We start from the raw sequence: 23,362 nt of genomic DNA on the forward strand, positions 1-23,362 counted from the left end.
GATACGGCGTCAGTGGTCGCGGTAGGCGACCATGTCGGCCAGTTCCACCAGGCGCCGTCGCCAGCGGTGCGGCAGGCCCGCGTCCGCCAGAGCCGCGCGGGCGTCGGCGACCAGGGTGTCGATCCGCTCCTCGACATCCGCGCGCACTCCGGAGGCGTGCAGGGCGGCGCGGAGCGCGGCCGGGTCCCAGTCGGCGTGGCGGCTGTCGTCGACCATCCGCGCGACCCTCGGGTCCTTGGCCGCGGCCAGTGCGATCAGCAGGGTCATCTTGTGCTCGCTGAGATCCAGGCCGGTCGGCTTGCCGGTCACCGTCGCGTCTCCGAACGCGTCCAGCAGGTCGTCCCGTAACTGGAACGCCTCGCCTGCCGCGACCCCGTACGCCTCGAACACCCCGTGCAGCCCCGGCCGTCCGGCGATGGCCGCGCCGAGAGCCAGGGGGCGGTGGATGGTGTAGCGGCCGGACTTGCAGACGGCGACCCAGCGGGCCAGCTCCGGGTCCGGATCCACCTCGGCGGCCAGGGCGATGTCCAGGTGCTGGCCGATGACCATCTCCGTGACCAGCTCGTGCCACACCTGGGCCGCCGCGCCGGTCAGCCGGCCCGCGAGCCGGTTCGCGTAGCTGATCGCCAGATCCCCGGCGAGGATGGCGACGCCCTCCCCGTACCGGCGGGACTCCCCCGCCCAGGCGCGCCGCGCGTGGAGGTCCGCGTACGCGGCGTGGACGGCCGGGGCGCCGCGCCGGGTGGGCGAGTTGTCCATGACGTCGTCGTGGATGAGGGCGAAGGCTTGCAGCAGTTCGAGGGCCGCCGCCGCGTCGACGACCATGTCCTCGTCCGCGGCGGCGCCGGCCGCCAGATAGCCGGTGACGCAGAACAGGGGACGCAGCCGCTTGCCTCCCGACGCGAGCAGTTCCGCGACGGCCTTGACCGGTACCGCGACGCGGGCGTCCACGGCACTCCAGCGCGCCTGTTCGGCACTCAGCAGTTCCTCGATCCGCCGGTCGACCCGGTCCAGCAGCTTGCCGCAGGACTCCTCGATCCCCTCATCGACGCCGCCGCGCGCCACGACCGTCGTCACACCGGCCCCCGTTCCCGGCGGCCCGGTCGCCTCCGTCACGCGCGTCAAGTCCGCCACGTCCGTCATGTCCGTCATGTCCGTCTCCACGTCCTGGAAGCCCAGTCGCGCCAGTTGGCGCAGTACGCGTTCCACCAGCGCCCCGGGCACGCTCGCGCCCGCCGTGAGGCCCACCGTCCGTACGCCCTCCAGCCAACTGGAGTCGAGCAGGTCCGGGTCAGGCAGGAGCCGTACCTCGGTGCCGGCGGACCGGGCGGTCGCCAAGAGGTCCGGTGAATCGGTGGAGTCGGCCGGGCCGACGACGAGGACGAGATCGCTGCGGCCCGCGATCGCCTGCACCGTGTTCTGCCGGTTCTGGGCGGACGGCATGGTTTCCCCCTCGGGATGGTCGGAAGCGAGATCCACGATGTGCGGTTCAGGCGGGCCGGCCGACACCGGAACGCGCCGACCCCCCGGGCGGCTCGCGCACACAGAATTCGTATGCCGAACGGTGTCGTCGTCCCGCCGGATTCCGAATTCCGTACGGACGCGGCCGCCCCTACCGTGATCGGCGGACCGTGAAACGCATCCTTGACGCCGCCCCTTGCCGGGGAATACGCGGCGTATTGGCCCCGGCTTGGCGGCAAGCAGGCACCAATCCCGGACCCAGTGGCCCCCAAGTCACCACAGGCATTCTCGCCGCGGAGGCCGGCAAGTGCCGGACCGGGGCGCGGATTTCCCGGCGTAACGAGAAAACGCCCGCCGCCGCCTTGATCCATCCGGCGTCCCCGGGGTTCCGGGATTCCCCGACTCCACAATTCCGCCGCCGCGCCGCCGCCCGGTCCGCGCCATATTCCACCCGAGAGAGCGACACCCTATGAGCGGTCTCATCGTCCCGCCCGGCCAGGGCCGGAAACTCGTCACGAAAGCCCAGGACGTGACCTTCAAGGTCACGGCCGCGGACGGCTCCTCCTTCTCGGTGTTCGAGGTGGTCGTGCCGCCGGGGTTCGACGTCGGCGCGCACACCCACAGCCATTCCCAGGAGTTCTTCTACGTCCTGGACGGCGAGTTGGAGCTGTTCGCGTTCGAGCCCACCGAGCGGACGCGGGACACCTGGCACGACTGGCGGTCCCCGGGCGGCGACCGCGCCGCCCGCGCGGTCACGGGCGGCTGCATGTTCGTACCGCCGGGCTGCCCGCACGCCTTCCGCAACCCCACGGACACCCCGGCCCGCATGCTCTTCCAGAGCTCACCCTCGCCGGACCACGAGCGGTACTTCGAGGAGATCGTCGAGATATTCGCCGCCGGCCGGTCGGTGGACTCCGATGCCGTGGAGCGGATGCGCGAGCGCTACGACGTCCAGCAGATCACCCCGCTCCGCTTCACCCCGCCCGCCCCGGACCCGGCCGGGCGGTCCGCGGCGTGAGCAGTGACGACCGCGACGGCCGTGATGGCCGTGATGGCCGTGATGGCCGCGACGACCTGACCACAGACGAAGACCTCAGGGGTGACCTCCGATGACCGTGACCACCACGGACAGCATCTCGCTCGTGCACGCGAGCCTGGGCGAGCGGGAACTCGCCGCCGTCGCCGAGGTGTTCGCCTCGGGCTGGCCGGCCGGCCAGGGCCCGCGCGGCAAGGCACTCGAAGCCCAGCTCAAGCAGCGTTACGGCGTCGGTGACGCGGTCACACTGAGCAACTGCGGCGCGGCGCTGCATCTGAGCATGCTGGCGCTCGGCGTCGAGCCCGGCGACGAGGTGATCGTCGCCGACTACACCTTCCCCGCCCCGGCGCACGCGGTGCGCTACGTCGGCGCGACCCCCGTCTTCGCGGACGTACGCCGCGACACCGGCACCATCGACCCGCAGGCGGTGGCCGATCTCATCGGCCCGCGCACGGTGGGCATCATCGCGGTGGACACCGTCGGGCTGCCCGCCGACTACACCGAACTGATGGCCGTCGCCGACCGCCACGGCCTGTTCGTCGTGGAGGACGCCGCCTGCGCGGTCGGCGCCACCTACCAGGGCCGCCCGGCGGGCACGCTGGCGCCGGTGGCCTGCCTGTCCTTCCACGGCCGCAAGGGAGCCACCAGCGGTGAGGGCGGGGCGCTGCTCGCCGCCGACCCGGTGATCGGGGCGGACGCCCGGCTGCGGTCGTCCTTCGGCATCGGGAGCATCTTCGACCAGGCGCGGGTGGTCGGCCTGCCGATCCCCGTGTTCACCGACATCGGCTACAACTACAAGCTCTCCGACATCGCCGCCGCGATCCTCCAGGTGCAGCTCGGACGGGTCGAGGAACTGCTCGAACGCCGGAGCGCGATCGCCGCCTCGTACACGCGGTCGCTGGCCGACGAGGAACTGCTCACGGTGCCGTACGTGCCCGAGGACCGCACCCACGCCTGGCAGTCCTACCTGGTGACCCTCGACCCGCGGGTGGACCGCGCCGCTCTCGCCGCCGCGCTGCGCGCCCAGGGCGTCGGCTGCGGGCACGGCACCTGGGCCGGCCATCTCCAGCCGGTGTACGACGCCGCGCAGCGCTGCCCGGTCTCGGCGGATCTCTTCCAGCGCAACCTGGCCATACCCATGCACGCCGAACTCCGCCCGGACCAGGCCGAACGCGTCGTGGACGTGCTGCGCGCCGAGCTGAGGAACAACCTGCGCCCGCGCGGTGCCCGGCCCGGGGACGGCGGCGGCAAGCCGACGCCAAGGAGTGGGCAAGCCCGACGTACGACATTGACACCCTGAATACGGAAGACAGAGGCAAAAGGCAGCGAAATGTCTTCACTCCCTGAGGACCTTGAACCACCTGGGCTTCGAGGAACGCAACCGTATCTACGAGATCGAATCCGAAAAGCGCTGCCCCGAGGCCGTCGAGGAGGCCCTGGCGAACGCACGGACGCCACCGGCGTGCTCGCCGGATCCGGCCCCGGAATCACCGCCGGGACGGCCTTGGGCACCTGGGTCGACGGCACGGCCCATCACCACGGGGAGCGCCCGGCCGCCGAGGCCGCGCCGCGCCCGTACGCAGGGAGGAACGTATGAGCATCACCGACATCCACACGAACATCGACATGGACCCGGACACCGACACCGACACCGACACCGACACCGACATCAACACCGACCTGACCCTGGGCCCGCAGGACGGACCGAGGTCCGACCGGGTCATGCGGATCATCAACGGCTACTGGGCCACCGGAGTGGTGGGCACGGCGGCGACGTACGCGCTGTTCAACCACCTGGAGGACGGCGCCGACACACCGGCCGCGCTGGCCGAGCGAGCGGGAATCGCACCGCGCGGCGCGCAGACGCTGCTGGACGGTCTGGTCGCCCTCGGCCTGGTCGAGGTGGTACGGGGCCACTACCGCAACTCCCCCGAGGCGACCGCGTTTCTCGTGGAGGGCCGGCCCGCGTCACTGGCCGGGTTCGCCCGACTGAAGATGGGCCATCTGGGATCGCTGGCCGCGCTGCCCGACGTCGTACGCGCCGGCGGGCCGCTGACGGACGCGGTGGTGGAGGTCGCCGACAACCCGCACTGGGAAGACCTCGTCCAGGCCATCGCCGCGCAGTCCCTGCCCGTGGCGCGCATCGCCGCCGAAGCGCTCGCTCTGGCCGACGCCGGGAAGGTCTCGATCCTCGACATCGGCGGTGGTTCGGGGGTCTGTTCGGCCCTGTGGCTCGGGCTCAACCCCGACGCCCGCGCCACCCAGATCGACTGGGCGCCGATCAACGCGATCGCCCGGCGGCTGCTGGCCGAACAGGGCGTGGGCGACCGGGTCGACCATGTCGACGGCGACTTCCACACGGTCGACTTCGGGCACGACGACCACGACATCGTCATGTACTCCAACATCGCCCATCAGGAAGGGCCCGAGGACAACCAGGCGATCTTCACCCGGATACGCAGGGCGCTGCGGCCCGGCGGCACCCTCGTCGTCTCCGACTACCTCACCGACGACGACCGCAGCGGCCCGCCGTTCGCGCTGTCCTTCGCCGGGGAGATGCTGCTCAAGAGCCGGCACGGCTCCACCTGGCGGCGCCGGGACTGCCACGCGTGGCTCACCGCCGCCGGGTTCGAGGACATCCGCTTCCTGGACACCCCGTCGCCCACCACGCTCGTGCTCGCCCGCTGACCGGCCTGCCGCTCAGCCCCGGCCGTGGTCATCGGCCGGGGCTGGGAGGCGACGGGGCGGGAGGGTCAGGAGCGCTCCAACTCCGGTGCCTGGCGAAGGATTTCCAACTCCAGGTGCTGGAGCGCGGGGCTCGGTGAGATCCCCAGGTCCTCCAGCATCTTCTTCTGATGGGCCCGCAGCACCGACAGCGCGTCGGCCTGGCGGCCCGCCCGGTACAGCGCGAGACTCAGGAGTTCGCAGCCGTACTCGCGCAGCGGGTGGGCCTGGGTGAAGGCCACCAGTTCGGGCACCGCCATCTCGTGGTTGCCCACCGCGATCAGGGTCGCGCAGCGGCCCTCGATCACCGACAGGCGCATCTCCTCCAGCCGTACGGCCTCGGGCGCGACCTGCGGGGCCCCGGCCACCTCCGCGTACGCCTGACCGCGCCACAGCGCCAGGCCGGCCTCGAACTCGTACAGCGCCCGCTGCGGATCACCCCGGTCCAGCGCCTGCCAGCCGGCGGTGGCGCTCTCCCCGAAGCGGTGGGCGTCGACCGTGACGACCCGGCTGTTCAGCAGATAGCCGCGCCCGCGCGTGCACAGCACCGTCGCCTGGGTGCGCGGCGCCCGGTGCGGTTCCAACGCGCGTCGCAGATTGGCGATGTACGCGTGCAGCGACGTGATCGCCGACTGCGGCGGCCGGCCGTCCCACAGCGCCTCCAGCAGCGCGTCCACCGAGACCGGCCGGCCCACCTGGCTCACCAGCAGCACGAGCGCCGCACGCTGCTTGGGCGCCCCCAGGTCCACCCACCGGCCGCCGACGGCGGCCTCGACCGGGCCGAGCACCCGGAACTCCACCCCGACGCCCGACGCGGGACGGCGCGGTGGACCGGCCGCCTCCGGGCCGCCCTGTCCGGCGGTCTCCGGGACGCTGTCGTGCCGGCGCCGCAGGGAGGTGGTGTCCAGGTCGAGCACCTTGCTCACGTACTGCTTGAGTGTTTCGTTGGCGCGCTTCAACTCCTGTATCTCACGCTCGAGTTCCGTGATGCGCTGCGCGCCCGAGCCGTCCGTGCTCCCCGTCCCCATGCTTCCCCCCGGCCGCTGCTCGGCGACGGCGTGTGTTACGCACTGTCCGACTGCCACCGGGACGGCGGTCATGGTGCTGCGGCGGATTCCCCTGTCCATCGACTCTGCACTCATAGGTCTGCCCCGAAAATATGTGTCCGGACATGCCCCGGACGGTGCATGCGGTCGCCTCTGCCGCCGGCGCCGCCTCGCGGGGCGGTGCCGGGGCCGTGGCAGGACTGGTTCAACTGCCGCTGTACGCGGGCACCTGGCCGGGTTCGCCCTTCGGCGCCACGGTGTCGTCGTGGTGCCGGAACAGCTTGCCGGGCCACCACATCCAGCGGCCCACGTCCAGGGTGAGCGCGGTGACCAGCACCGAGCGCACCACGATGGTGTCGAGGAGCACGCCGAACGCCACCGCGAATCCCAGCTCGACCGCGAAGACGAGCGGCAGCGACGCCATCGCCGCGAAGGTGCCGGCCAGCACCACACCGGCCGAGGTGATCACACCGCCGGTGGATGTCAGTCCGGTCAGCGCGGCGCGCCGGGTGCCGTGCAGGAGTGTGTCCTCGCGGACCCGGGTGACCAGGAAGATGTTGTAGTCGATGCCCAGTGCGACCAGGAACACGAACGCCAGCAACGGGAACGACGCGTCGGCCCCGGCGAGGCCGAAGACATGCTCGAACACCAGGCTGCTCACACCGAGGGCCGCGCCGAACGACAGCAGGACCGTCGCCATCAGGATCAGTGGCGCGACCACCGCGCGCAGCAGCACACCCAGGATGAGCAGCACCACGAGCAGCACGATCGGGATGATCACCTTGGAGTCGCGGGCCGCCGCGTTCTCCGTATCGACCATGATCGCGGTGCTGCCGCCGACCTGTGCGTCCGCGCCCTCGATCCGGTGGACGGCGTCCCTGGCCCGGTCGACGGTGCTCATCGCCGCCTCGCTGCTGGGCTCGTCCGCCAACTGCGCGAGCAGGACCGCCTCGTCGCCCTTGATCACCGGGTCCGCGACGCCGGTGAATCCGTCCACCCCGGCCAGCGCCGCCTTGACCTCTTCCGCCGCGCCGGACTTGGCCACGACGTAGACGGGGTCGCCCTCTCCTGGCGGGAAGTGCTCGCCGCGGATCTCCTCACCGACCGCCATCTGCGGCTTGTTGGTGAACTGGTCCTTGTTGGACAGGCCCGAGGCGTCGAGCCCGAGCGTGCCGAGCGCCATCACCGCGAGCACCAGCACGGTGCCCATCCACACCAGCCTCGGCCGGCCGGAGATGATGGTCCCGATCCGGCTCCAGACGCTGTCCTTCTGCTCCGCCTCGGCGCCGTACACGGGCTTCACCGGCCAGAAGATCCACCGGCCGCAGGCGACCAGCAGTGCCGGCATCAGCGTCATCATGGCCAGCAGGCCGACGATGACCCCGATGGCACAGGCCGGGCCCATGCCCGCGGTGGAGTTCAGGACGGCGAGCATGAGCAGCATCAGGCTGACCGCGACGGTCGCCGCGCTGGCCACGATCGCCGGGCCCGAGCGGTACAGGGCCTCCGCCATGGCCTCGTGCCGGTCCTCGTGGCGCGCCAGCTCCTCCCGGTAGCGGGAGATCAGGAGCAGCGCGTAGTCGGTGGCGGCGCCGAAGATCAGTACGACCAGGATGAAGCTGGTCTGTTTGTTGATGACGAGTCCGGCGTCCCTGGCCAGCAGATAGATCAGCGCCTCCGCCGCCATCAGGGCGACGCCGACGGTGATCAGCGGCAACAGGGGCAGCACCGGGCTTCGGTAGGTGATCAGCAGGATCACGACCACGACGAGCGCGGTGATGGTGGTCAGCGCGCCGCCGCCGCCGAACGCCTTGATCGAGTCGGCGCCGTAGCCGGCCGGTCCCGCGACGTGGAAGCCGAGACCGTCCGCGCCTTCCTTGCCGACCTCGGCCATCGCGTCGACGACCTTGCCGAGCCCTTCCCAGCCCGTCTTGTCCTTGTGGACCTGGACGATGGTCTGAATGGCCTCGCCGTCCTCGGACTTGACGGGTCCCTGAGGCTCGCCCACGACGTTGTTCACGCTCTGGAACGCCTTGGCGTCCGCCCGCGCCTTGGCCAGGTCGGCGTCGGTGACCCCGCCCTCCCGGTCGTAGATCACGACCGCGGGCACGGAGTCGGCGGGCATCAGCTTCTGGGCGCGCTCGACAACCGCCGTGGACTCCGCGTTGCCGGGCAGCCAGGCCGAGTTGTCGTTCTCCTCCGCGTCACCGAGCTTCCCGGCCAGCATCAGCGCCGGGACCAGTAGGACGGCCCAGATCGCGATGACGACCCACTTGCCGACCCTTCCGCTGGGCAGGGCGGCCAGTTTTCGCAGCATGTCTGTCTCTCCGTGTTCCGTGGGGGTGCAGGGCGTTTCTCACGGGGTCGGTGGTTCGGGAATTGAGGTAGGCCGGTGGAGGTGGTCGAAGTGATCGAGGTGGGCGGGGAGTTCGTTCAGCAAGCTCATCGGACCCCCTGGACCCGCGCGCGGACGTGCCCGAGGGCGAGCAGCACCGGGATGTCGGTGAGCAGCGGAAAGTGGTACGCGAAGGGGCGCGGGCCGACCATGTCGGGCGGGCCGCCGTAGCCACCGTTGGCCTTCTGACGCTCCATCAGCCAGGTCAGGGCCCTGCCGACGGGCCGCGGATCGTCGGCGTGGCAGAGCGTGATCAGGCCGTAGGCGGTGCTGATGTCGTCGCTGGGGTCGCCGCTCTGCATGCCCCAGCCGCCGTCGTCGTTCTGTGTCTCACGCACCGTACGCTCGATCCGCGCGGCCATGGCGGCGGTGCGCGTATCGTCCGGCCCCGCCGTGGTGGCGGCGAGCCGCACCCGGAACAGGCTGTGCAGCCGGCTGCGGCTCCAGCCCGGCTCGAAGCCGCCGTCGGTGAGCTGGCTGTCGGCGAGGAACGCCAGGGCCGTCTCGCGCCGGGGCGCGGTGGCCGGGTGCGGGCCGAGCGCGCAGACCGCGGCGGCCGTCATGCACGGTTCGGAGGAGGCGCCCTCGACGTACGTCGGGAAGCCGCCGTCCGCGTTCTGCACGGCCAGCAGCGCGGCCACCCCGCCCCGTACCGTCTCGGCGTGCGCGACCGGGTCGATCGCGTGCAGGAACTCCAGGGCACAGGAGGTGTCGTCGACGTCGTTCTGCGCGACGATCGGCGACATGGACCAGCCGCCGGTCAGCGTCCGGCCACGGGAGAGCGAGCGCACCGCGGCGCCGCCCCGCTGCGCGCCGAGCGTCGCCGCCATACGGCGCAGCAGCGCCGGGTCGGCGCCCGCCGCGTGCAGGGCGAGACCGCCGGTGGACGTGCACCAGTTGTCCATCTCCAGGACGAACGGGAAGCCGCCGTCGGCGCGTTGATGGCGCAGCAGCGTCGCCAGGCCGCCGCGCACCGTCTCCTCGTGGCCGGGCGTACCGGCGAGCGCGTGCAGCACCAGCAGGTGCATCAGCGCGTAGCCCTCCCACACCGAGTGGGCGGGGTCGGTGGCCAGCAGGGTGTCCAGGGCGGCCTCGGTGGCTTGGTTCCGTACGCCGAGGGCGCCGGCCAGGATCAGCGTGATGGACCCCTGCTGCACGGCGGCCCAGGAGTGCAGCGGGTCGGTGGGAACCTTTCCGCCGCCCGGCAGTTCGGCGTCGGCGGGCAGCGGGCAGCCGAGCACCGAGAGCACCGCGTACACCATGAGGCGGCGGCGGGTGGAGATGAAACCCGGCGCGGCGCCCAGGATGCCCGAGGCCAGGGTGCCGACGAGCGCGCTGTCGCCGCCGGGCTCCCGGCCCGCGGCGGCCCCGACGGCGAGCGAGGAGAGCACCTTCTCGAGCTTGTCCGGGGAGTCCTGGTGGCCGCGCAGATAGGTCAGGAGACGGTCCCTGGCCGGGGAGTCGCCGGCGCCGGTGCGGGTGATCAGCGAGAGGGCGAGCGCCGACTCCAGCACTCTGCTGTCGCACCGCTCTCGTATCACCCCGTCCTCGTCGGTTCTGTCGCTGATGTACGCGATCAGCCGTGCCGTGGCCCGGCGCACGTCGTCCGGGCGAACGTCGTCGGGCAGCGCCAGCGGGGCCGGGCGCGTGCGGTCCGCGATCTTCATGGAGTGCTCCTGTCTGGGCCGGTCCGAACCGGCGGGATGGACTGGGGTGATGAGATCGCCGCCCGCCCCGCCGGGGCGCGAACCCCGTGCGGGGCAGGGCGGTGCGGCGCCGCCGGACGGGTGCCTAGCGGACGCTCTGCGCGAAGCGGAAGAACTGGTGCGGGTCGTACTTCTCCTTGACCCGGGCGAGGCGGGCGTAGTTCTCGGCGTAGTACGACCGCCGCCAGTCCGGCAGGCGCGGGTCGATAAAGTTCTGGTACGTCTCGCCGTTGGAGTACGGGTCGATCACCGCGAAGCCGTCGTCGACGTACTCCCACGCGGCGGCCTTGGCCTCGTCCGGGACCGGCGCGGCGGCGTTCGAGGTGAGGTAGCTGACCGAGAAGAGGCTGTCGCGGTGGACATAGGCGGTGGCGTCGCGGGCCACGGTGTTCGCCCGGCCGCCGAGGGCGGAGATCTGCAACTGCCGCATCTGCCCGGGGAAGCGCTTCGAGTCGAAGGTCGCAAGCGCCTTGGCCCAGCCCTCGCGCGGCATCGTCCGCTCGAACAGCCGGCTGCGCCAGGCGCCGAACCCCGGGCGCTGGATCTTCCCGTCGGGAGAGGTGTCGGTGCGGTGGCACTGCTGCACCGTCAGCTCGGAGCACAGGTAGAGCTGCATCAGGATGGTCTTGTACGGGGCGTTGAACCGCTGCTGGTACACCGGGGCACGGCCGACCAGCGAGGTCAGCCGGGCGATCTCGGCGTCGAACGCCGGGCCGGTGTCCACCGAGGCCAGGAACACCGAGGCGGTCGGCACGGTGCCGGGTCCGGCGTCGGTGAGCGTGACGTTGACACCGCTGCCGATCGTCCACGGGGCGTCGGGCAGCCACCGGGTCCAGCCGTCCAGCATGTCCAGGGACTGGTCGAAGGTCCATACGAGGTTGACGGCGGCCACGTCGGTCAGCGGCGAGGGCGTGACGTCGTAGGAGGTCACGATCCCGAAGTTGCCGCCGCCACCGCCCCGCAGCGCCCAGAACAGATCACTGTGGCGGTCGGCGGACGCGGTGACGGTGCGCCCGTCGGCGAGGACCACCTGCGCCGACGTCACCTTGTCGGAGGCGATGCCGATGCTGCGGGTGAACAGGCCCATGCCGCCGCCCTGGAAGAAGCCGCCGGCCGCGACGGTGGGGCAGTATCCGGCGGAGATGCCGACACCGGCCGGTGCGAGCTTGTCCGCGATGTCGACGAGCTGCGCGCCGGGCCCCATCCGTACCGAACCGTCCCCGAGGTGAAGGGAGTTGAGTCCGGAGACATCGATGACCAGGCCCGGGGTGGTGGAGTAGCCGGCCGCGCTGTGGCCACCGCTGCGGGCGGCGACGGGTATGCCGTTGGCCTCGGCGAAGCGGACGCAGGAGGCGACGTCGGCGGTGGAGGCGCAGTAGGCGACCGCCTTGGGGCTGGTGGCGTCGAACTGGACCTGGAAAAGCTGCTTGGCCCGCTGGTAGTCCGAGTCCGAGGGGAGTACGAGACGTCCCTGGAGCCGGTCGGCGAGCTGGCTCCACCGGGTGCCGGAGGCGCCGGTCCTGGCCTGGGCGGCGCCGGACAGCGCCGTCGTGGCCAGTGCCGTCGAGGCCAGCGTGACGCCGCCGGCGCCGGCGAGGAAGGACCTTCTGTTGATCATGGTGCTTCTTCCGTGTAGGTAAGGGAGTTCGGGCGGGTGGTGGTGCGGGGGGTCACGGGGCCCGGTGCCCCAGGACGAGGGACAGCGCCTCGGTCAGGGCTCCCGCCCGGTCGGCCTCGGCGCCCGTGGCGCGCCAGGCCACGTGCTGGTCGGGCCGGACCAGGACGGCGCCCGCCGCGTCCGTCTCGCGCAGGCGCTGCCAGGCGCCGTCCGCGTCGGTGTACCGCGTACCGCCGCCGCTCCTGCCGTCGTTGCCGCCGTCGTTGCCGCCGATGTGGACCGTGGTCACCGGGACGGAGAACTTCTCGGCGACCAGTTGGGCGGCCTCGGCCCACGCCGCCCCGTCCGCCCCGGTGATCAGCACGAAGCCGGTGGCGGAACCGACCAGGTCGTGGGTGGACACGCGCTTGCCGTCCCGCTCGATCCAGGCGTGCGGCAGCAGATGCCCCGGCCGGGTGGTGGGCCGGTACTCGTCGCCCAGCGGCGCGCGGGCCGGGGGCCGGCTGCCGTCCGGGACGACCGCGCCCTGCTCGTAGGCGAAGCCGGTCTCCACGTCGAGGGCCTGGCACTCGCCGCGGTGGGTGGCGAAGATCTCCGCCGCGCGGGCGCGCTGCGCGGCACCGACCGGGGTCGGCGAGAAGTACGAGAAGAACACCGGCGTACGGCGCTCCGGCGGCACGTGCGGGCCGAGCCCGAGGGCGGCGTCGATGACCACCTGGTGGTGCGAGGCGGCGGACATCGCCCAGCCGAGATTGAACTGGCCGACCGGCCGGCGTTCGGCCTCGTAGGTGTCGAGCAGGCTGTCGTCGGCGCGGCCCGAGAGCACCGCGGCGAGCTTCCAGGCGAGGTTGTGCGCGTCCTGGATACCGCTGTTGAGGCCGAGGCCGACCGCGGGCGGCTGGCGGTGGGCCGCGTCGCCGACGAGGAACGCCCCGCCGTGGCGGTAGCGCTCGGCGAGCACCGCCTCCACACTCCAACTGGTCACGTCGTGCAGGGTCAGTTCGAGGTCGGGCAGACCGAGCACTTCGCGGATGCGGCCGACGACCGCCTCCTCGTCGGTGCGGTCGATACCGGCGAGCGGCAGGTGCAGGCCCCACTCCTCGCAGTTCTTGCCCCAGGTCGGGCCCATCTCGATGAGGGCGCTGGACAGTTGGGGACGGTGGGGGTTGAGGAACCAGGTGATGATCGAGCCCTCGGTCCACCACTGCGACAGATCGGCGGAGAAGTACGCCGTGGTGGCGTCGAACAGGGCGGGCAGGCCCTCCATACGTACGCCCAGGGCGGGGCCCACCGTGCGGCCGGCGTCCGCCGCGATCACATAGCGCGCGATGACCGTCGTGGTCTCGCCGGTCTCGGTGGAGCGGATCTCGGCGGTGACGGACGGGCCGGCCCCGCCTTCGGTGTCCTCGGTGAGCGAGACCAGCTCATGGCCGAACTGGACACGTCCGGGGTTGCGGTCCTCGGCGTGCTTGCGCAGCACCGGTTCGAGGCGCAACTGCGGCAGTTTGGCGGGCAGTACGGGGCCGGCCGCCTCGTACGCCTCGCGCAGCGCGCCACCGCCGAAGCCGTCCATCTCATGGATGACGCGGCCGTCCAGCGGGCCCTGGCCGGTGAGCGTGGTCTGCCAGCGGACCTTGCCGAACTGCTCGGGTGTGGCCGCCGGTTCGGCCACGTCGTCCGCCAGGCCGTACTGACGGAAGATCTCCATGGTGCGCTGGTTGATGTAGTGCGCCTTCGGCAGACGCGAGGTCTCCGCGCGGCGCTCCACCAGCAGATGTTCGACGCCATGGCCGGACAGGAAGACGGAGGCGGCCAGGCCGGAGCCGCCGCCGCCCACGATCAGTACCGGGACTTCGATGGTGCTCAAGGTTCGTCCTTCCGAACAGGATGGGAAAAGGAGACAGAGAGGCAAGGGGACGGGGCGGGACGGGAGATCAGGAGCGGAGAAAGGCGCGGCGCGGGGGCGGCGGGGGCGGCGCGGGGGTCACACCGGGTCCGCGAGGGCTCCTTCGGGGAGCTGCATGATCTCCGGCACGGTGGCACCCCACCGGTAGTAGGACTGGAGCTTGTAGTACTCACCGTCGGGCGTGGAGGCGACGGCATAGACGAACTTCGTGTTGGGGTCGGCGCGTTGGACGTGCCGTACGAACAGCCCGATCCGGTCGTCGAGTTCGACGGGCAGGGAGGCCGGGTCCGTCGTCGCCACGGCGAGGGAGATCCGCGCGATGACCGGGGAGTCCCAGTCGAGGGTCACGTAGACGCCGAACGCCTCGCGGCCGAGCCGGAGCATCTGCTCGCTGGGTTCGGCCTGGTCGACCTCGCGGAGCATGGCCCGTACGGACTCGGGGGCGATGCCCCCGGCGGGCGGCTCGCCGAAGTAGATGTTGACGGTGCGGCTGCGGTAGTCGATACCGAGCAGGCCCACGGTGTCGCCCAGACCGTGCCGGGCGATGAAGTCGAGGCTCGCGCCCAGGCTGGGCGGCATCGACGGGAGGCCGGCGAGCTTCGTGACGTCCTGGAGGGCGGTACGGGGCAGCACCACCCAGATCTTCTTGAACCCTCCTACGACACCGAAGTCGATGCCGTAGCCCTCGACGGGGCAGTTCTCGCTCAGATCCGCGAGCAGTCGCGCCACGGGGTGGTCCGTCTTCTCCAACAGACCGTTTTCCAGCGCGAGTTGGTACGGGTCCACGTCCCGCGGCACCGTGAACCGGCAGTCCAGCTCACCCGCGCGGCGCGCGCCGGTCGCGACCCGGAACGCGACGAGGGCCTGGGTGAGATCACCTCCGTACAGATCCAGGATGCGCAGCACGTCGTCGCGGGCGTACTCCACCTCCAGCAGTTGGGCCGCTTCCTCGATCGCCGAGTAGAGGGCCTGTACCGCGTCTTGTCGAGTGGTCGGGGCGGCCTCACTCATGGCGGTCACCATCCTTCTTGGACTTGGGCTCGGACTTGGGCTCTGGGCTCTGGGCTCGGATGGGGACTCGGACCTGACGCACCGTCACCGGGGCAGCTCCTGTCGGGGAGTCGCGTCCGCGTGCAGCAGGACCAGCGGGTGGAAGCGGTAGCGGTCCTCGCCGAAAGCGCGGTCGGGCTCCGCGAAGAGCAGGCTGCCGTCGACGAGTTCGTCCAGGGCGCGCTCCGCCTCGGCCTCGGGCAGACCGGTCAACTCGCCCGCCAGTCGGGCGGTGAAGGGACCGGGACCCACCGAGGAGAGCCAGGGCAGCACGGCCGCGGTGGCCGGGGTCAGCCGCGTCAGGGCGCGGCCGAGGGTGCGGGTCAGGCTGAGGTTGCCGTAACTCAGGGCGGCCAGCCGGGTGCGCGGATCGGCGAGTTGGGCGGCGAACCGGGCGACGGTCCGGTGCGGGCGGGCGGCCAGCCGGGCGCCCGCGATCCGCAGCGCGAGCGGCAGCCCGGCGCAGTAGCGCACCAGGTCCCGGACCGCGGCGGGTTCGGCGCGGATACGGTCGGCGCCCGCGCTCTCGGCGAGCAGCGCCACGGCGTCCTCGTCGTCCAGCGGCCCCAGGCTCATGGTGTGGACGGCGGACACGAACGCCGGCCGCCCCCGGCTGGTGACGAGTAGCGCGCTGTCCGGGCCGACGGGCAGCAGCCCGGTCAGTTGTACGTCGCTGGAGGCGTCGTCCAGGACGACGAGCAGCCGGGCGTCCGCGGTCCGGACCCGGTAGCGGCTCACCAGAGCGCTCAGTGAGTGCCGGGCGGTCCGCGCGGTGTCCTCCCTCTCGCCCAGCGCGGCCAGGATCTCCGCGAGCACGGCCGCGGGCGGGCGGGCGGCCCCGTCGGCGTCCTGGAGGTCGGCGTGCACCACACCGTCCGGGAACGCCTCGGCGCAGCCGTGGGCCACTTCGGTGGCCAGGGCCGTCTTGCCGCTGCCGGGCATCCCCGTCACCAGCGCCGCCCGCAGCCGGGCGCCGGGGCCCGGGGAGCGGCGCAGCAGCAGCGATCTGAGCCGGGCCGCCTCGGCGGTGCGCCCGGTGAACGCGGCGGCCCGCGCGGGCAGCAGCACATGCGGCCGGCGCCGCGGGTCGGCGCTCTCGCCGCGCAGCATCCGCAGATAGGCCCCGCTGAGCTGCTGTCCGGGCGCCACGCCGAGCTGTTCGTCGAGGATGCGACGGCCCTCGCCGTAGACCTGGACCGCCTCGGCCTGCCGGTCGCAGCGGTGCAGTGCGGTGATGAGGTGGGCGCGCAGGTTCTCGTCCATGGGGAAGCGGGCCACCAGGGACAGGAGTTCGGGTACCAGGGAGCGGTGCCGGCCGAACGACAGGTCCGCCTCGATCCGGCGCTCCAGCGCCTGCGCCCGCAGGAATTCCAGCCGTGGCCGCTCGAACTGGAGAAGGTGCTCGGTCACGTTCTCCAGGGCATGGCCGCTCCAGCAGTCGAGCGCGCCACCGAGGAGTCTGCCCGCTTCCTCGTGGCGGCTCTCCTCAAGGGCCTGGCGGCCGAGCCGGTCGAGCCGTTCGAAGGAGAACAGGTCGACCTCGGCCTCCCGGGCGTCGAGAACATATCCGGGGCCTTTCCGGAAGATCCGTACGTAATTTCCGAGCGCTTTTCTGAGCCGCGAGACATAGGTATAGATCTGCGAGTTCGAGGTGGGCGGCGGCGCGTCTCCCCACAGCGCGGTGCTCAGCCGGCTGTCGGCGACCAGAGCGCCGCGTGCGAGCAGCAGCACCGCGAGTACGGTGTGGATCTTCGCCCCGGACAGCGGGACCACCGTGCCCGCCCGGGTCGCGGAGACCGGGCCCAGCAGCCGGAATTCGATCGCCCCCGACGCGTCCGTACCCGAACCGGTAGGCTCGGCGGCTCCTTCGGCGGGCCGGCGAGCCACACCAGCAGAGTTCAGCACAGCGCAATCTCCATCCCCCGTGAAGTCCACTGCGAATTGGTCTCCAGAACCCTATCCGCGGACACTTTTCGCGTGTTATCGAATCGATTTCGAGTACGCGAAATAGCAGGGAAATCACTTCAAAAGAGCGCTCCTCCTAGGATGCTTCCAGGAAGTCCGTCAAAGTATTCTGCAAGCATTTTTCAGAAACAATGAGGAGAATCCTTCATGCGTACGCCCCGTACGACCCCTACGACCGGTACGACCGGCACGGCCGGTACCACCCGTAAGCCCCGCAGGGCCGCGACCGCGCTCGCCGGCGCCGCGCTGCTGGTTCTTCCGCTGCTTCTCGCCGTGGGCGCCGGGCCGAACACGCAGGACGATCTGCCGTGGACCGTGATCAGGGCGCAGAGCGGTGCCGTACAGGACGACCTGCCCTGGACGTGACGCGTACGCGGGACACGGGGAGGCGCGGGGGTGCTGTCGGAAAGCCTGTCAGCGGTCGGCGAGCAGACAGGCCAGGACCGATCCCTCGATGGGTCGGACGGCGTCGTGCGACCGCAGGACCTCGCGCAGCCGGCCGGCGCGCCGTACCCACATCGGCGCGTTGAACGTACGGAACTCCTCCTGCGCCCAGTCCAGCGGCTCGCCCGCGCCACTGGCGCCGCTGATCGCCTCGGCACAGGCGAGGTGGGTGACGATCCGGGCCTGTAGGAACCGGTCGCTCACCTCCTCGGCGAGACGCAGCGCCCGCAGCAGACTGGCGCGGGCCTTGTGCGGCTCGTTCTGCCGCCACTGCGCCTCGCCGAGCGCGCACAGCCCGTGCGCCTCACCGAGCCGGTCGCTCTGACCACGGGTCAGGCCCACCACGTCGTGGCAGATCCGCTCCGCCTGCGCCGACCGGCCCGCGCCGAGCAGCGCCTCGGCGAGCCGGTAGAGGTTCTGGGTACGGCTGCGCAGCGACCCGGCCGTGTAACTGACCTCGATCGCCTGGTTGCTCAGCTCCACGCCGCGCTCGGGGTTGCCCTGCTCGATCTCGATCTGGGCGAGCAGCCCCAGCGCGTGGGAGAGGCCCGAGTTGTCCCCGGCCTGCCGGAACAGCACCAGGGACTCCTGGCAGTAGCGGGCCGCCTCGTCGAGGTCGCCGAGGAAGCGGGCGCACACCGCGAGGTTGCGCCGTGCGATGGCCCGGCCCTGGATGTCGTCGGTCCGCTCCAGATGGGCCAGGGCGGTGAGCAGCCGCTCCCGCGCCTCGCCGTAGCGGCGCCGGTAGATGGCGAGCGTCCCCAGGGAGCGGAGCATGGTGCCGGCCCCTCGGGTGTGGCCCGCGCGGCGGGCGCCTTCCAGGGCGCACTCGGCGGTACGGCGCCAGTCCTCCAGGTAGTTGCGGGTCTCGTAGAAGGGGACCGCCCCCACCACGAGGAGCCAGGCGCGGGCCTCCTGTCCGTCGCGTACCGCCTGCGACACCAGGGCTTCGAGCGCTTCCCGTTCGCCCTCGAACCACTCGATGGGGTCGGCGACGAGTTCGCTCACCGTCTCGCCCGGGACCGGCTCGGCGAGCGCCGCTTCCCCGTGCGGGGACTCACCCTTGCCGTACAACTGCTCCTGGGCCGCGCACACCAGGGAGAGTACGGCGGTCAGGACCCGCTCCAGGGTCTGCTCGCGCTCCTCGGCGCTGTCCTCCGCCAGGCACCGCTCGCGGGCGAACTGGCGCATCACGTCCTGGAAGCGGAAGCGGGTCCCGCCGCCGTGCGCGGGCCGGGTCTCCAAGAGCTGGGCGCCGACGAGCTGTTGGAGCAGTTCCGCCGAGTCGCCCGGGGTGACGCCGAGGACGGGGACGCCGATCCAGGCCGGGAAGTCGGGCACCTGAAGCGTGCTCAACTGCCGGTAGAGGCGGGCGGCTTCGACCGACAGCGCCCGGTAGCCGAGCCAGACGCCGGAGCGCAGCCCGCTCTCGCCCGGACTGAGCACGCCGGTGCGCTCGCCCGTACGCTCGCGGCGGTCCTCCATCCGCGCCGCCATCTGGCGCAGCGACCACCGGTGGTCGGACAGCAGCCGGGTGGCGACGACCCGCAGGGCCAGCGGAAGCCGCTCGCACAGGTCCACCAGGCGCTGCGCCGCGACCGGTTCGGCGCTCACCCGGTGCTCACCGATCGTGGCGGCGAGCAGGTCCAGGGACTCTGCGGAGTCCATGGCGCCCAGCTCCACGCGGGCCACCCCCGACGTCCCGGCGAGGGCGTTCAGCGGGTCCCGGCTGGTGACCAGGACGCGCGCGCAGCCCCGGCCGGGCAGCAGCGGGCGGATCTGGTCCACGGAGCGGGCGTTGTCGAGGACGACGAGCAGCCGTCTGCCGTCGAGGGTGCTGCGGTAGAGCGCGGCCCGGTCCTCAAGGCCCTCGGGGATCGAGGTGCCGGGCACACCGAGCGCGCGCAGCGCCCGGTCCAGGGCCGCCTCGGGGGTGCCGGACGCGCCGTGCCCGTGCGCGCCCTGGAGGTCCAGATAGAGCTGGCCGTCGGGGAAGCGCCCGGCGACGCGGTCGGCCCAGTGCAGGGCGAGCGCGCTCTTGCCGACCCCGGCGGTGCCGCAGACCGCCGCGATGCGGGCCGTCGTGCCGCCGGGGTACCCCGGCGCCGTTGGCACGAGCCGCCGCAGCAGCTCGAGTTCGTCCTTCCGGCCGACGAACGGCTCGGGTGGCAAAGGGAGTTGGTGGGGCACGTCGTCAAGTACGGCTACGGGTAAGGGCGCGGCGTCGGGAACGACGGCGCCCGGCACGGCGGCGGCCCGCACCGGGGCCTGTCCGTCGCCCTCCAGCACCGAGCGGTGCAGTTCACGCAGTTCGGCGCCGGGCTCGACGCCCAGCTCCGCGACGAGGATGCGGCGCCCTTCGCGGTAGCAGTCCAGTGCTTCGGAGCGGCGGCCCGACAGGTGGTACGCCTGCATGAGGACGGCGCGGGCGTGCTCACGCAGCGGATGCTCGGCGACGACCGGGCCTAAGCTCTCGACCACCGAGCGGTAGCGGCCCTGCTGGAGCTGGACGGCGGCGTATTCCTCGGCCAGGTCGATCCTCAGCTCGGAGATCCGCCCGACCATGCCGCTCAGCGCACTGCCGTCCATGCCGTCGAGCACCGGCCCCGACCACAGCGCGAGGGCGTCCTCGAAGCGGGCCGCTGCCTCGCTCGCGTCCCCGGCCTCGGCGGCGGCGCGGGCGGCGGCGGCCGACTCGTACAGTTCGGCCACATCGACGTAGTGGTCCTGTCTGTGCAGCACATAGCCGGGCTGCGATGTCTCGATGAGGCCGTCGACGCCCGCCTCGTCACGGAATGTCTTGCGCAGCGCGGAGACACAGATGGCGATCTGGTTGCGGGCGGTGACGGGCGGACCGCTGTGCCAGACGGCGTCCGCGAGCGCGTCCACGGAGACCGCGCGTCCCCGGGTCAGCAGCAGCACGGCCAGCACCGTGCGCTGTCGCGCGCTGCGCAGCGGCAGCGGCCGGCCGTCCACACTCACCTTCAGCGGGCCCAGCACCTGAAACGACAAATGGGGCGCCATACCGCCTCCCCCCGAGACTGCGCGCGCCCCACCCCCCGCGGAGACACTGCGGGGACATTCTGTGGACTGGAGCCGGTCTTGACAACACAATCCTGTACCAATTAACGCTACGCAACGGTAACTTGATGGCCTTCCTGCGGATCTGCCGGGCGCCGCCACGTTCCGTCACCGGCGGGCCGACGCTTGTCCGCCATTCGGTGTACGACTTTTCAGCCGGGCCTCGATCTCCCCGCACACCCGGTCCCCGGCCCGGCCGTTGGCGAGCACGACGAGGCCGCGGCCCGCGCGCAGGCAGAGCATCGAGGCGGCGTAGTAGCCGGGCGGGGCCGCCTCGTAACCGAACTCCATGTCGGAGCCGACGGCATCGACATCGACCCTCGTGGCACGGCCGTCGCGGCTGCCGGGGCCGCCGGGGCCGCCGAGCCCGCCGGAGCCAGGGCCGCGGCCCGTTCGGACGGTGCCGGGTTCGCGGGCCCGGGGAGCGAGCATCCGGGCCGCGGTGGCCCGGCCGAGCAACGCGAGCGGGGCGCCGAGCACGGAACGCCGGATCTCCAGCGCCACCTCGGCCAGATCGGCGGCGGTGGTCCACAACTCCGCCGGATCCAGGGCCCGTTGGTCGCCGTCGAGCGCGCGACCGGTGGCGTCGTGGCCCACGCCGGCCAGCGGGGCGCCGCTCCTGCCGTTCGTACGGGGCGGGGGCCCGCCGAAGCCGCTGTCGTCCAGGCCGAGCGGGCCGAGCACCAGGCGCCGCATCAGCGGGCCGAACGCCTCACCGCCGGCGTCGGCCGCCGGCGCGGGACCGGCGCCGTCGCGGCGGCGGTCCAGCAGATCGGCCAGGGTGAGCGGTGTGTCCCCGGTGCGGGCGATCCCGGCGTCCGGCGGCAGCAGCCCCTCGTCCATCAGACGCAGCGCGCCCAGAGTCGCGACGTACCGGCTCAACTCCCCCACCGGGAAGGCGGTGCGCGGGGTGATCGGCCTGCCCGCGCCGTCGCTGCCCGCGGCCTCGACCGCCACCAGGCCGCCGTCGTCCACGACGGCGACACAGGCGCCCGGCACCCGGTGCGCCGCGAGCAGTTCCGCGAGGTCGTACCCGCCGAGCAGCGCGCGCCGCCGCGAGGCCCGTCCGCCGGAGCTGTCCCGTGCGCCCCGCCGGTGCGGCTCGGGGAGCGCCGACCGCTCCACCCGCCCGTCGGCGTCGCGCGGCACCTCGTCGACGAGGGTGAGGCTCGCGGGGACCAGATGTGCGGGCAGCCGCCGCCGGCAGTGGGCCACCAGCGCCACCGCGTCCAGGCCCTGCGCGCCGGGGCGCGGCACCACGTAGGCGGTCAGCCGGGCATCCCCCGGGGCGGCCTGGACGCCGATGACGACGGCCTCGGCGACGCTCGGGTGGTCGTACAGCGCCTCCTCGGTCTCCGCCGGGTCGGCCCGGTGCCCGCGCGACCACACCTCCCGGTCGGTACGGCCCACCAGCCGCACCTCCCCCGCCGCCGTCCGGCGCGCGAGCTGCCCGGTGCGGTGCATCCGCGTTCCCGGCGGACCGCAGGGATCGGGGACGAACCGCCGCGCGGTCAGCGCGGCCCTCCCCACGTAGCCACGCGCGACGCCCGGACCGGCCACGTACAGCTCGCCCACCGCACCGTCCGGGACCGGCAGACAGGCGCCGTCGAGCACCCGCAACGCCGTGTCCCCGCCGGGCACCACGGAGGTGTCCAGCACTCTCGACTCCGTGTCCGTGTCCGTGTCCGTGTCCGTGTCCGTGTCCGTGCCTGGTTGTACGGGCGTCAGGAACGTGCCGTACGAGATCTCGGCCGTCCCGTACGCGGTACGCACTCGGCCAGGGGCGAGCAGCCCGGCGAGCCGCGCCGCGGCGGGCCCCGGCGCCCCGCCGGCGATCACGAAGGTCAGGGCCGTCGCCGCACTCCCCGCGTCGCCCAACTGCCGCACCAGCAAATCGAGATGACCCGGCGTCAGGGTCAGGAACGCGAACGGGCCGGCCGCCGTGAGCCACCCGCCCAGCTCCGCCAGGTCCAGCGCCCGCGGCGCGAGCAGCACCCGCTGTCCGGCCCACAGCGGAGCCCACAGGCCCGTCACCGCCAGTTCGCCGGCGACCGGTGCGAACACCGCCGTGCCGCCGCCGTCCGCACCGGTCAACTCCCGCGCCGCCCAGGCCATATGGTGCGCCAGGCCGCGGTGCGTGACCGCCACGGCCGGCGGGCGCCCGGCCGCCCCCGGCACCTGCGTCACATACGCCGCGTCCAGCGGATCCGGCGCCCCGGCGAGCGGCCCGTCCCGGTGCCGGGCGAGCGCGCCGCGCACCTCGGGATCGTCCACGTACCGGATCTGTCCCCCGAATCCGTCCGGCCCGTACGCCACTTCCGTGACCAGCAGCCGGGCCCCCGTGTCGGCGAGCAGCGCGGTCAGCCGGGCCGCCGGGAAGTCCGGGTCCAGCGGCACACACCCGGCCCCCGCCTTCCACACGCCCAGGGTCACCGCGTGCAGCTCGGCACCCCGCCCGAGGAGCACCCCCACCAGCGCGCCGCGCCCCACACCCAGCGACCGCAGATACCGCGCCCAGCGGTTCGACACCGCGTCGAGCGCCCCGAAGGACAGCGCGAACCCCTCACCCCGCACGGCCACCGCCCCCGGCACCCGGCGCGCCTGCCGCCCGACGACGTCCGCGACGCTGTCGTCCGCCGCGCCCGGCCCCCGCGCCGCAGAACGGCGCGGGCCCGCCGGACGCGGATCGGCCCACACCTCCTGGATCCGGGCCAGACACCGCTCGCGCGCCCCGCTGGTCCCCTCCGCACGCCAGCCGGCGGGCAGTTCACGGTCGGTCCGCCAGATCGAGTACTCCCCCCCGCCGTTGAGCACGACGCGCCACTGTGCGGGGACGACGGCGGGGACCACGGCAGGGACGACGGGCTGTGGTTCGGACAAGGCTGCTCCAGTCGGGTCCATGGGCTTTCCCTGGGTCGGAAGAGTCGAGT

14 protein-coding genes are annotated in these 23,362 nt (G+C 72.7%); 4 read left to right on the forward strand and 10 right to left on the reverse strand.

The genetic code is table 11. The features are described 5' to 3' along the window. Nucleotides 1-9: 9 nt before the first annotated feature. Nucleotides 10-1,443: a polyprenyl synthetase family protein gene (locus OG329_RS08220; RefSeq protein WP_405793739.1), complete on the reverse strand. Its 1,434-nt coding sequence runs from the start codon at nt 1,441-1,443 to the stop codon at nt 10-12. A 487-nt stretch (nt 1,444-1,930) separates the two neighbouring features. On the opposite strand from OG329_RS08220, the gene OG329_RS08225 reads away from it, so the two are divergent. The 3 genes from OG329_RS08225 to OG329_RS08235 all read left to right on the forward strand — a co-directional run bounded on the left by OG329_RS08225 (nt 1,931) and on the right by OG329_RS08235 (nt 5,185). Beyond that, a complete protein-coding gene (locus OG329_RS08225) occupies nt 1,931-2,479 on the forward strand; it encodes a cupin domain-containing protein (protein ID WP_405793741.1) in 549 nt (182 codons plus the stop codon). Between the two features lie 91 nt (nt 2,480-2,570). After that, nucleotides 2,571-3,797, forward strand: coding sequence for a DegT/DnrJ/EryC1/StrS family aminotransferase (locus OG329_RS08230; protein WP_405793743.1), 1,227 nt, complete (start codon nt 2,571-2,573; stop codon nt 3,795-3,797). A gap of 293 nt (nt 3,798-4,090) precedes the next feature. Beyond that, nucleotides 4,091-5,185: a class I SAM-dependent methyltransferase gene (locus OG329_RS08235; RefSeq protein ID WP_405793745.1), complete on the forward strand. Its 1,095-nt coding sequence runs from the start codon at nt 4,091-4,093 to the stop codon at nt 5,183-5,185. 65 nt (nt 5,186-5,250) lie between these two features. On the opposite strand, the gene OG329_RS08240 is transcribed toward OG329_RS08235, so the two are convergent. The 7 genes from OG329_RS08240 to OG329_RS08270 all read right to left on the reverse strand — a co-directional run bounded on the left by OG329_RS08240 (nt 5,251) and on the right by OG329_RS08270 (nt 16,847). Beyond that, nucleotides 5,251-6,249, reverse strand: coding sequence for a BTAD domain-containing putative transcriptional regulator (locus OG329_RS08240; RefSeq protein WP_405793746.1), 999 nt, complete (start codon nt 6,247-6,249; stop codon nt 5,251-5,253). Between the two features lie 223 nt (nt 6,250-6,472). Beyond that, complete coding sequence (locus OG329_RS08245) at nt 6,473-8,584, reverse strand: MMPL family transporter (protein ID WP_405793747.1); 2,112 nt, start codon at nt 8,582-8,584, stop codon at nt 6,473-6,475. Nucleotides 8,585-8,709: 125 nt separating this feature from the next. Next, nucleotides 8,710-10,329: a prenyltransferase/squalene oxidase repeat-containing protein gene (locus tag OG329_RS08250; protein ID WP_405793749.1), complete on the reverse strand. Its 1,620-nt coding sequence runs from the start codon at nt 10,327-10,329 to the stop codon at nt 8,710-8,712. Nucleotides 10,330-10,453: 124 nt separating this feature from the next. Beyond that, nucleotides 10,454-11,986, reverse strand: a complete 1,533-nt coding sequence (locus OG329_RS08255) for an FAD-binding oxidoreductase (RefSeq protein ID WP_405793751.1) — start codon at nt 11,984-11,986, stop codon at nt 10,454-10,456. Nucleotides 11,987-12,038: 52 nt separating this feature from the next. Continuing rightward, nucleotides 12,039-13,853: an FAD-dependent monooxygenase gene (locus OG329_RS08260; protein WP_405793752.1), complete on the reverse strand. Its 1,815-nt coding sequence runs from the start codon at nt 13,851-13,853 to the stop codon at nt 12,039-12,041. A gap of 117 nt (nt 13,854-13,970) precedes the next feature. Continuing rightward, nucleotides 13,971-14,903, reverse strand: coding sequence for an aromatic prenyltransferase (locus tag OG329_RS08265; protein WP_405793754.1), 933 nt, complete (start codon nt 14,901-14,903; stop codon nt 13,971-13,973). An 84-nt stretch (nt 14,904-14,987) separates the two neighbouring features. Then, nucleotides 14,988-16,847, reverse strand: a complete 1,860-nt coding sequence (locus OG329_RS08270) for a BTAD domain-containing putative transcriptional regulator (protein ID WP_405793755.1) — start codon at nt 16,845-16,847, stop codon at nt 14,988-14,990. Between the two features lie 207 nt (nt 16,848-17,054). Between OG329_RS08270 and OG329_RS08275 the strand changes: the two genes are divergently transcribed. Continuing rightward, the gene (locus tag OG329_RS08275; RefSeq protein WP_405793757.1) at nt 17,055-17,273 is read left to right on the forward strand and encodes a hypothetical protein; all 219 of its coding nucleotides are present in this window, start codon (nt 17,055-17,057) and stop codon (nt 17,271-17,273) included. 48 nt (nt 17,274-17,321) lie between these two features. On the opposite strand, the gene OG329_RS08280 is transcribed toward OG329_RS08275, so the two are convergent. Then, nucleotides 17,322-20,375, reverse strand: coding sequence for an AfsR/SARP family transcriptional regulator (locus OG329_RS08280; protein ID WP_405793759.1), 3,054 nt, complete (start codon nt 20,373-20,375; stop codon nt 17,322-17,324). Nucleotides 20,376-20,540: 165 nt separating this feature from the next. Next, a complete protein-coding gene (locus OG329_RS08285; RefSeq protein WP_405793761.1) occupies nt 20,541-23,312 on the reverse strand; it encodes an AMP-binding protein in 2,772 nt (923 codons plus the stop codon). Nucleotides 23,313-23,362: the final 50 nt, after the last annotated feature.

The sequence above is a fragment of the Streptomyces sp. NBC_01506 genome (assembly GCF_045040295.1).
In the GTDB taxonomy this organism is placed as follows: domain Bacteria; phylum Actinomycetota; class Actinomycetes; order Streptomycetales; family Streptomycetaceae; genus Streptomyces.

What these genes read in the sequence shown, in the direction of transcription:
- OG329_RS08245 (WP_405793747.1), bottom strand. Translation starts at nt 8,584, where the DNA reads ATGCTGCGAAAACTGGCCGCCCTGCCCAGCGGAAGGGTCGGCAAGTGG.
- OG329_RS08275 (WP_405793757.1), top strand. Translation starts at nt 17,055, where the DNA reads ATGCGTACGCCCCGTACGACCCCTACGACCGGTACGACCGGCACGGCC.
- OG329_RS08240 (WP_405793746.1), bottom strand. Translation starts at nt 6,249, where the DNA reads ATGGGGACGGGGAGCACGGACGGCTCGGGCGCGCAGCGCATCACGGAA.
- OG329_RS08280 (WP_405793759.1), bottom strand. Translation starts at nt 20,375, where the DNA reads ATGGCGCCCCATTTGTCGTTTCAGGTGCTGGGCCCGCTGAAGGTGAGT.
- OG329_RS08235 (WP_405793745.1), top strand. Translation starts at nt 4,091, where the DNA reads ATGAGCATCACCGACATCCACACGAACATCGACATGGACCCGGACACC.
- OG329_RS08230 (WP_405793743.1), top strand. Translation starts at nt 2,571, where the DNA reads ATGACCGTGACCACCACGGACAGCATCTCGCTCGTGCACGCGAGCCTG.
- OG329_RS08265 (WP_405793754.1), bottom strand. Translation starts at nt 14,903, where the DNA reads ATGAGTGAGGCCGCCCCGACCACTCGACAAGACGCGGTACAGGCCCTC.
- OG329_RS08225 (WP_405793741.1), top strand. Translation starts at nt 1,931, where the DNA reads ATGAGCGGTCTCATCGTCCCGCCCGGCCAGGGCCGGAAACTCGTCACG.
- OG329_RS08255 (WP_405793751.1), bottom strand. Translation starts at nt 11,986, where the DNA reads ATGATCAACAGAAGGTCCTTCCTCGCCGGCGCCGGCGGCGTCACGCTG.
- OG329_RS08250 (WP_405793749.1), bottom strand. Translation starts at nt 10,329, where the DNA reads ATGAAGATCGCGGACCGCACGCGCCCGGCCCCGCTGGCGCTGCCCGAC.
- OG329_RS08220 (WP_405793739.1), bottom strand. Translation starts at nt 1,443, where the DNA reads ATGCCGTCCGCCCAGAACCGGCAGAACACGGTGCAGGCGATCGCGGGC.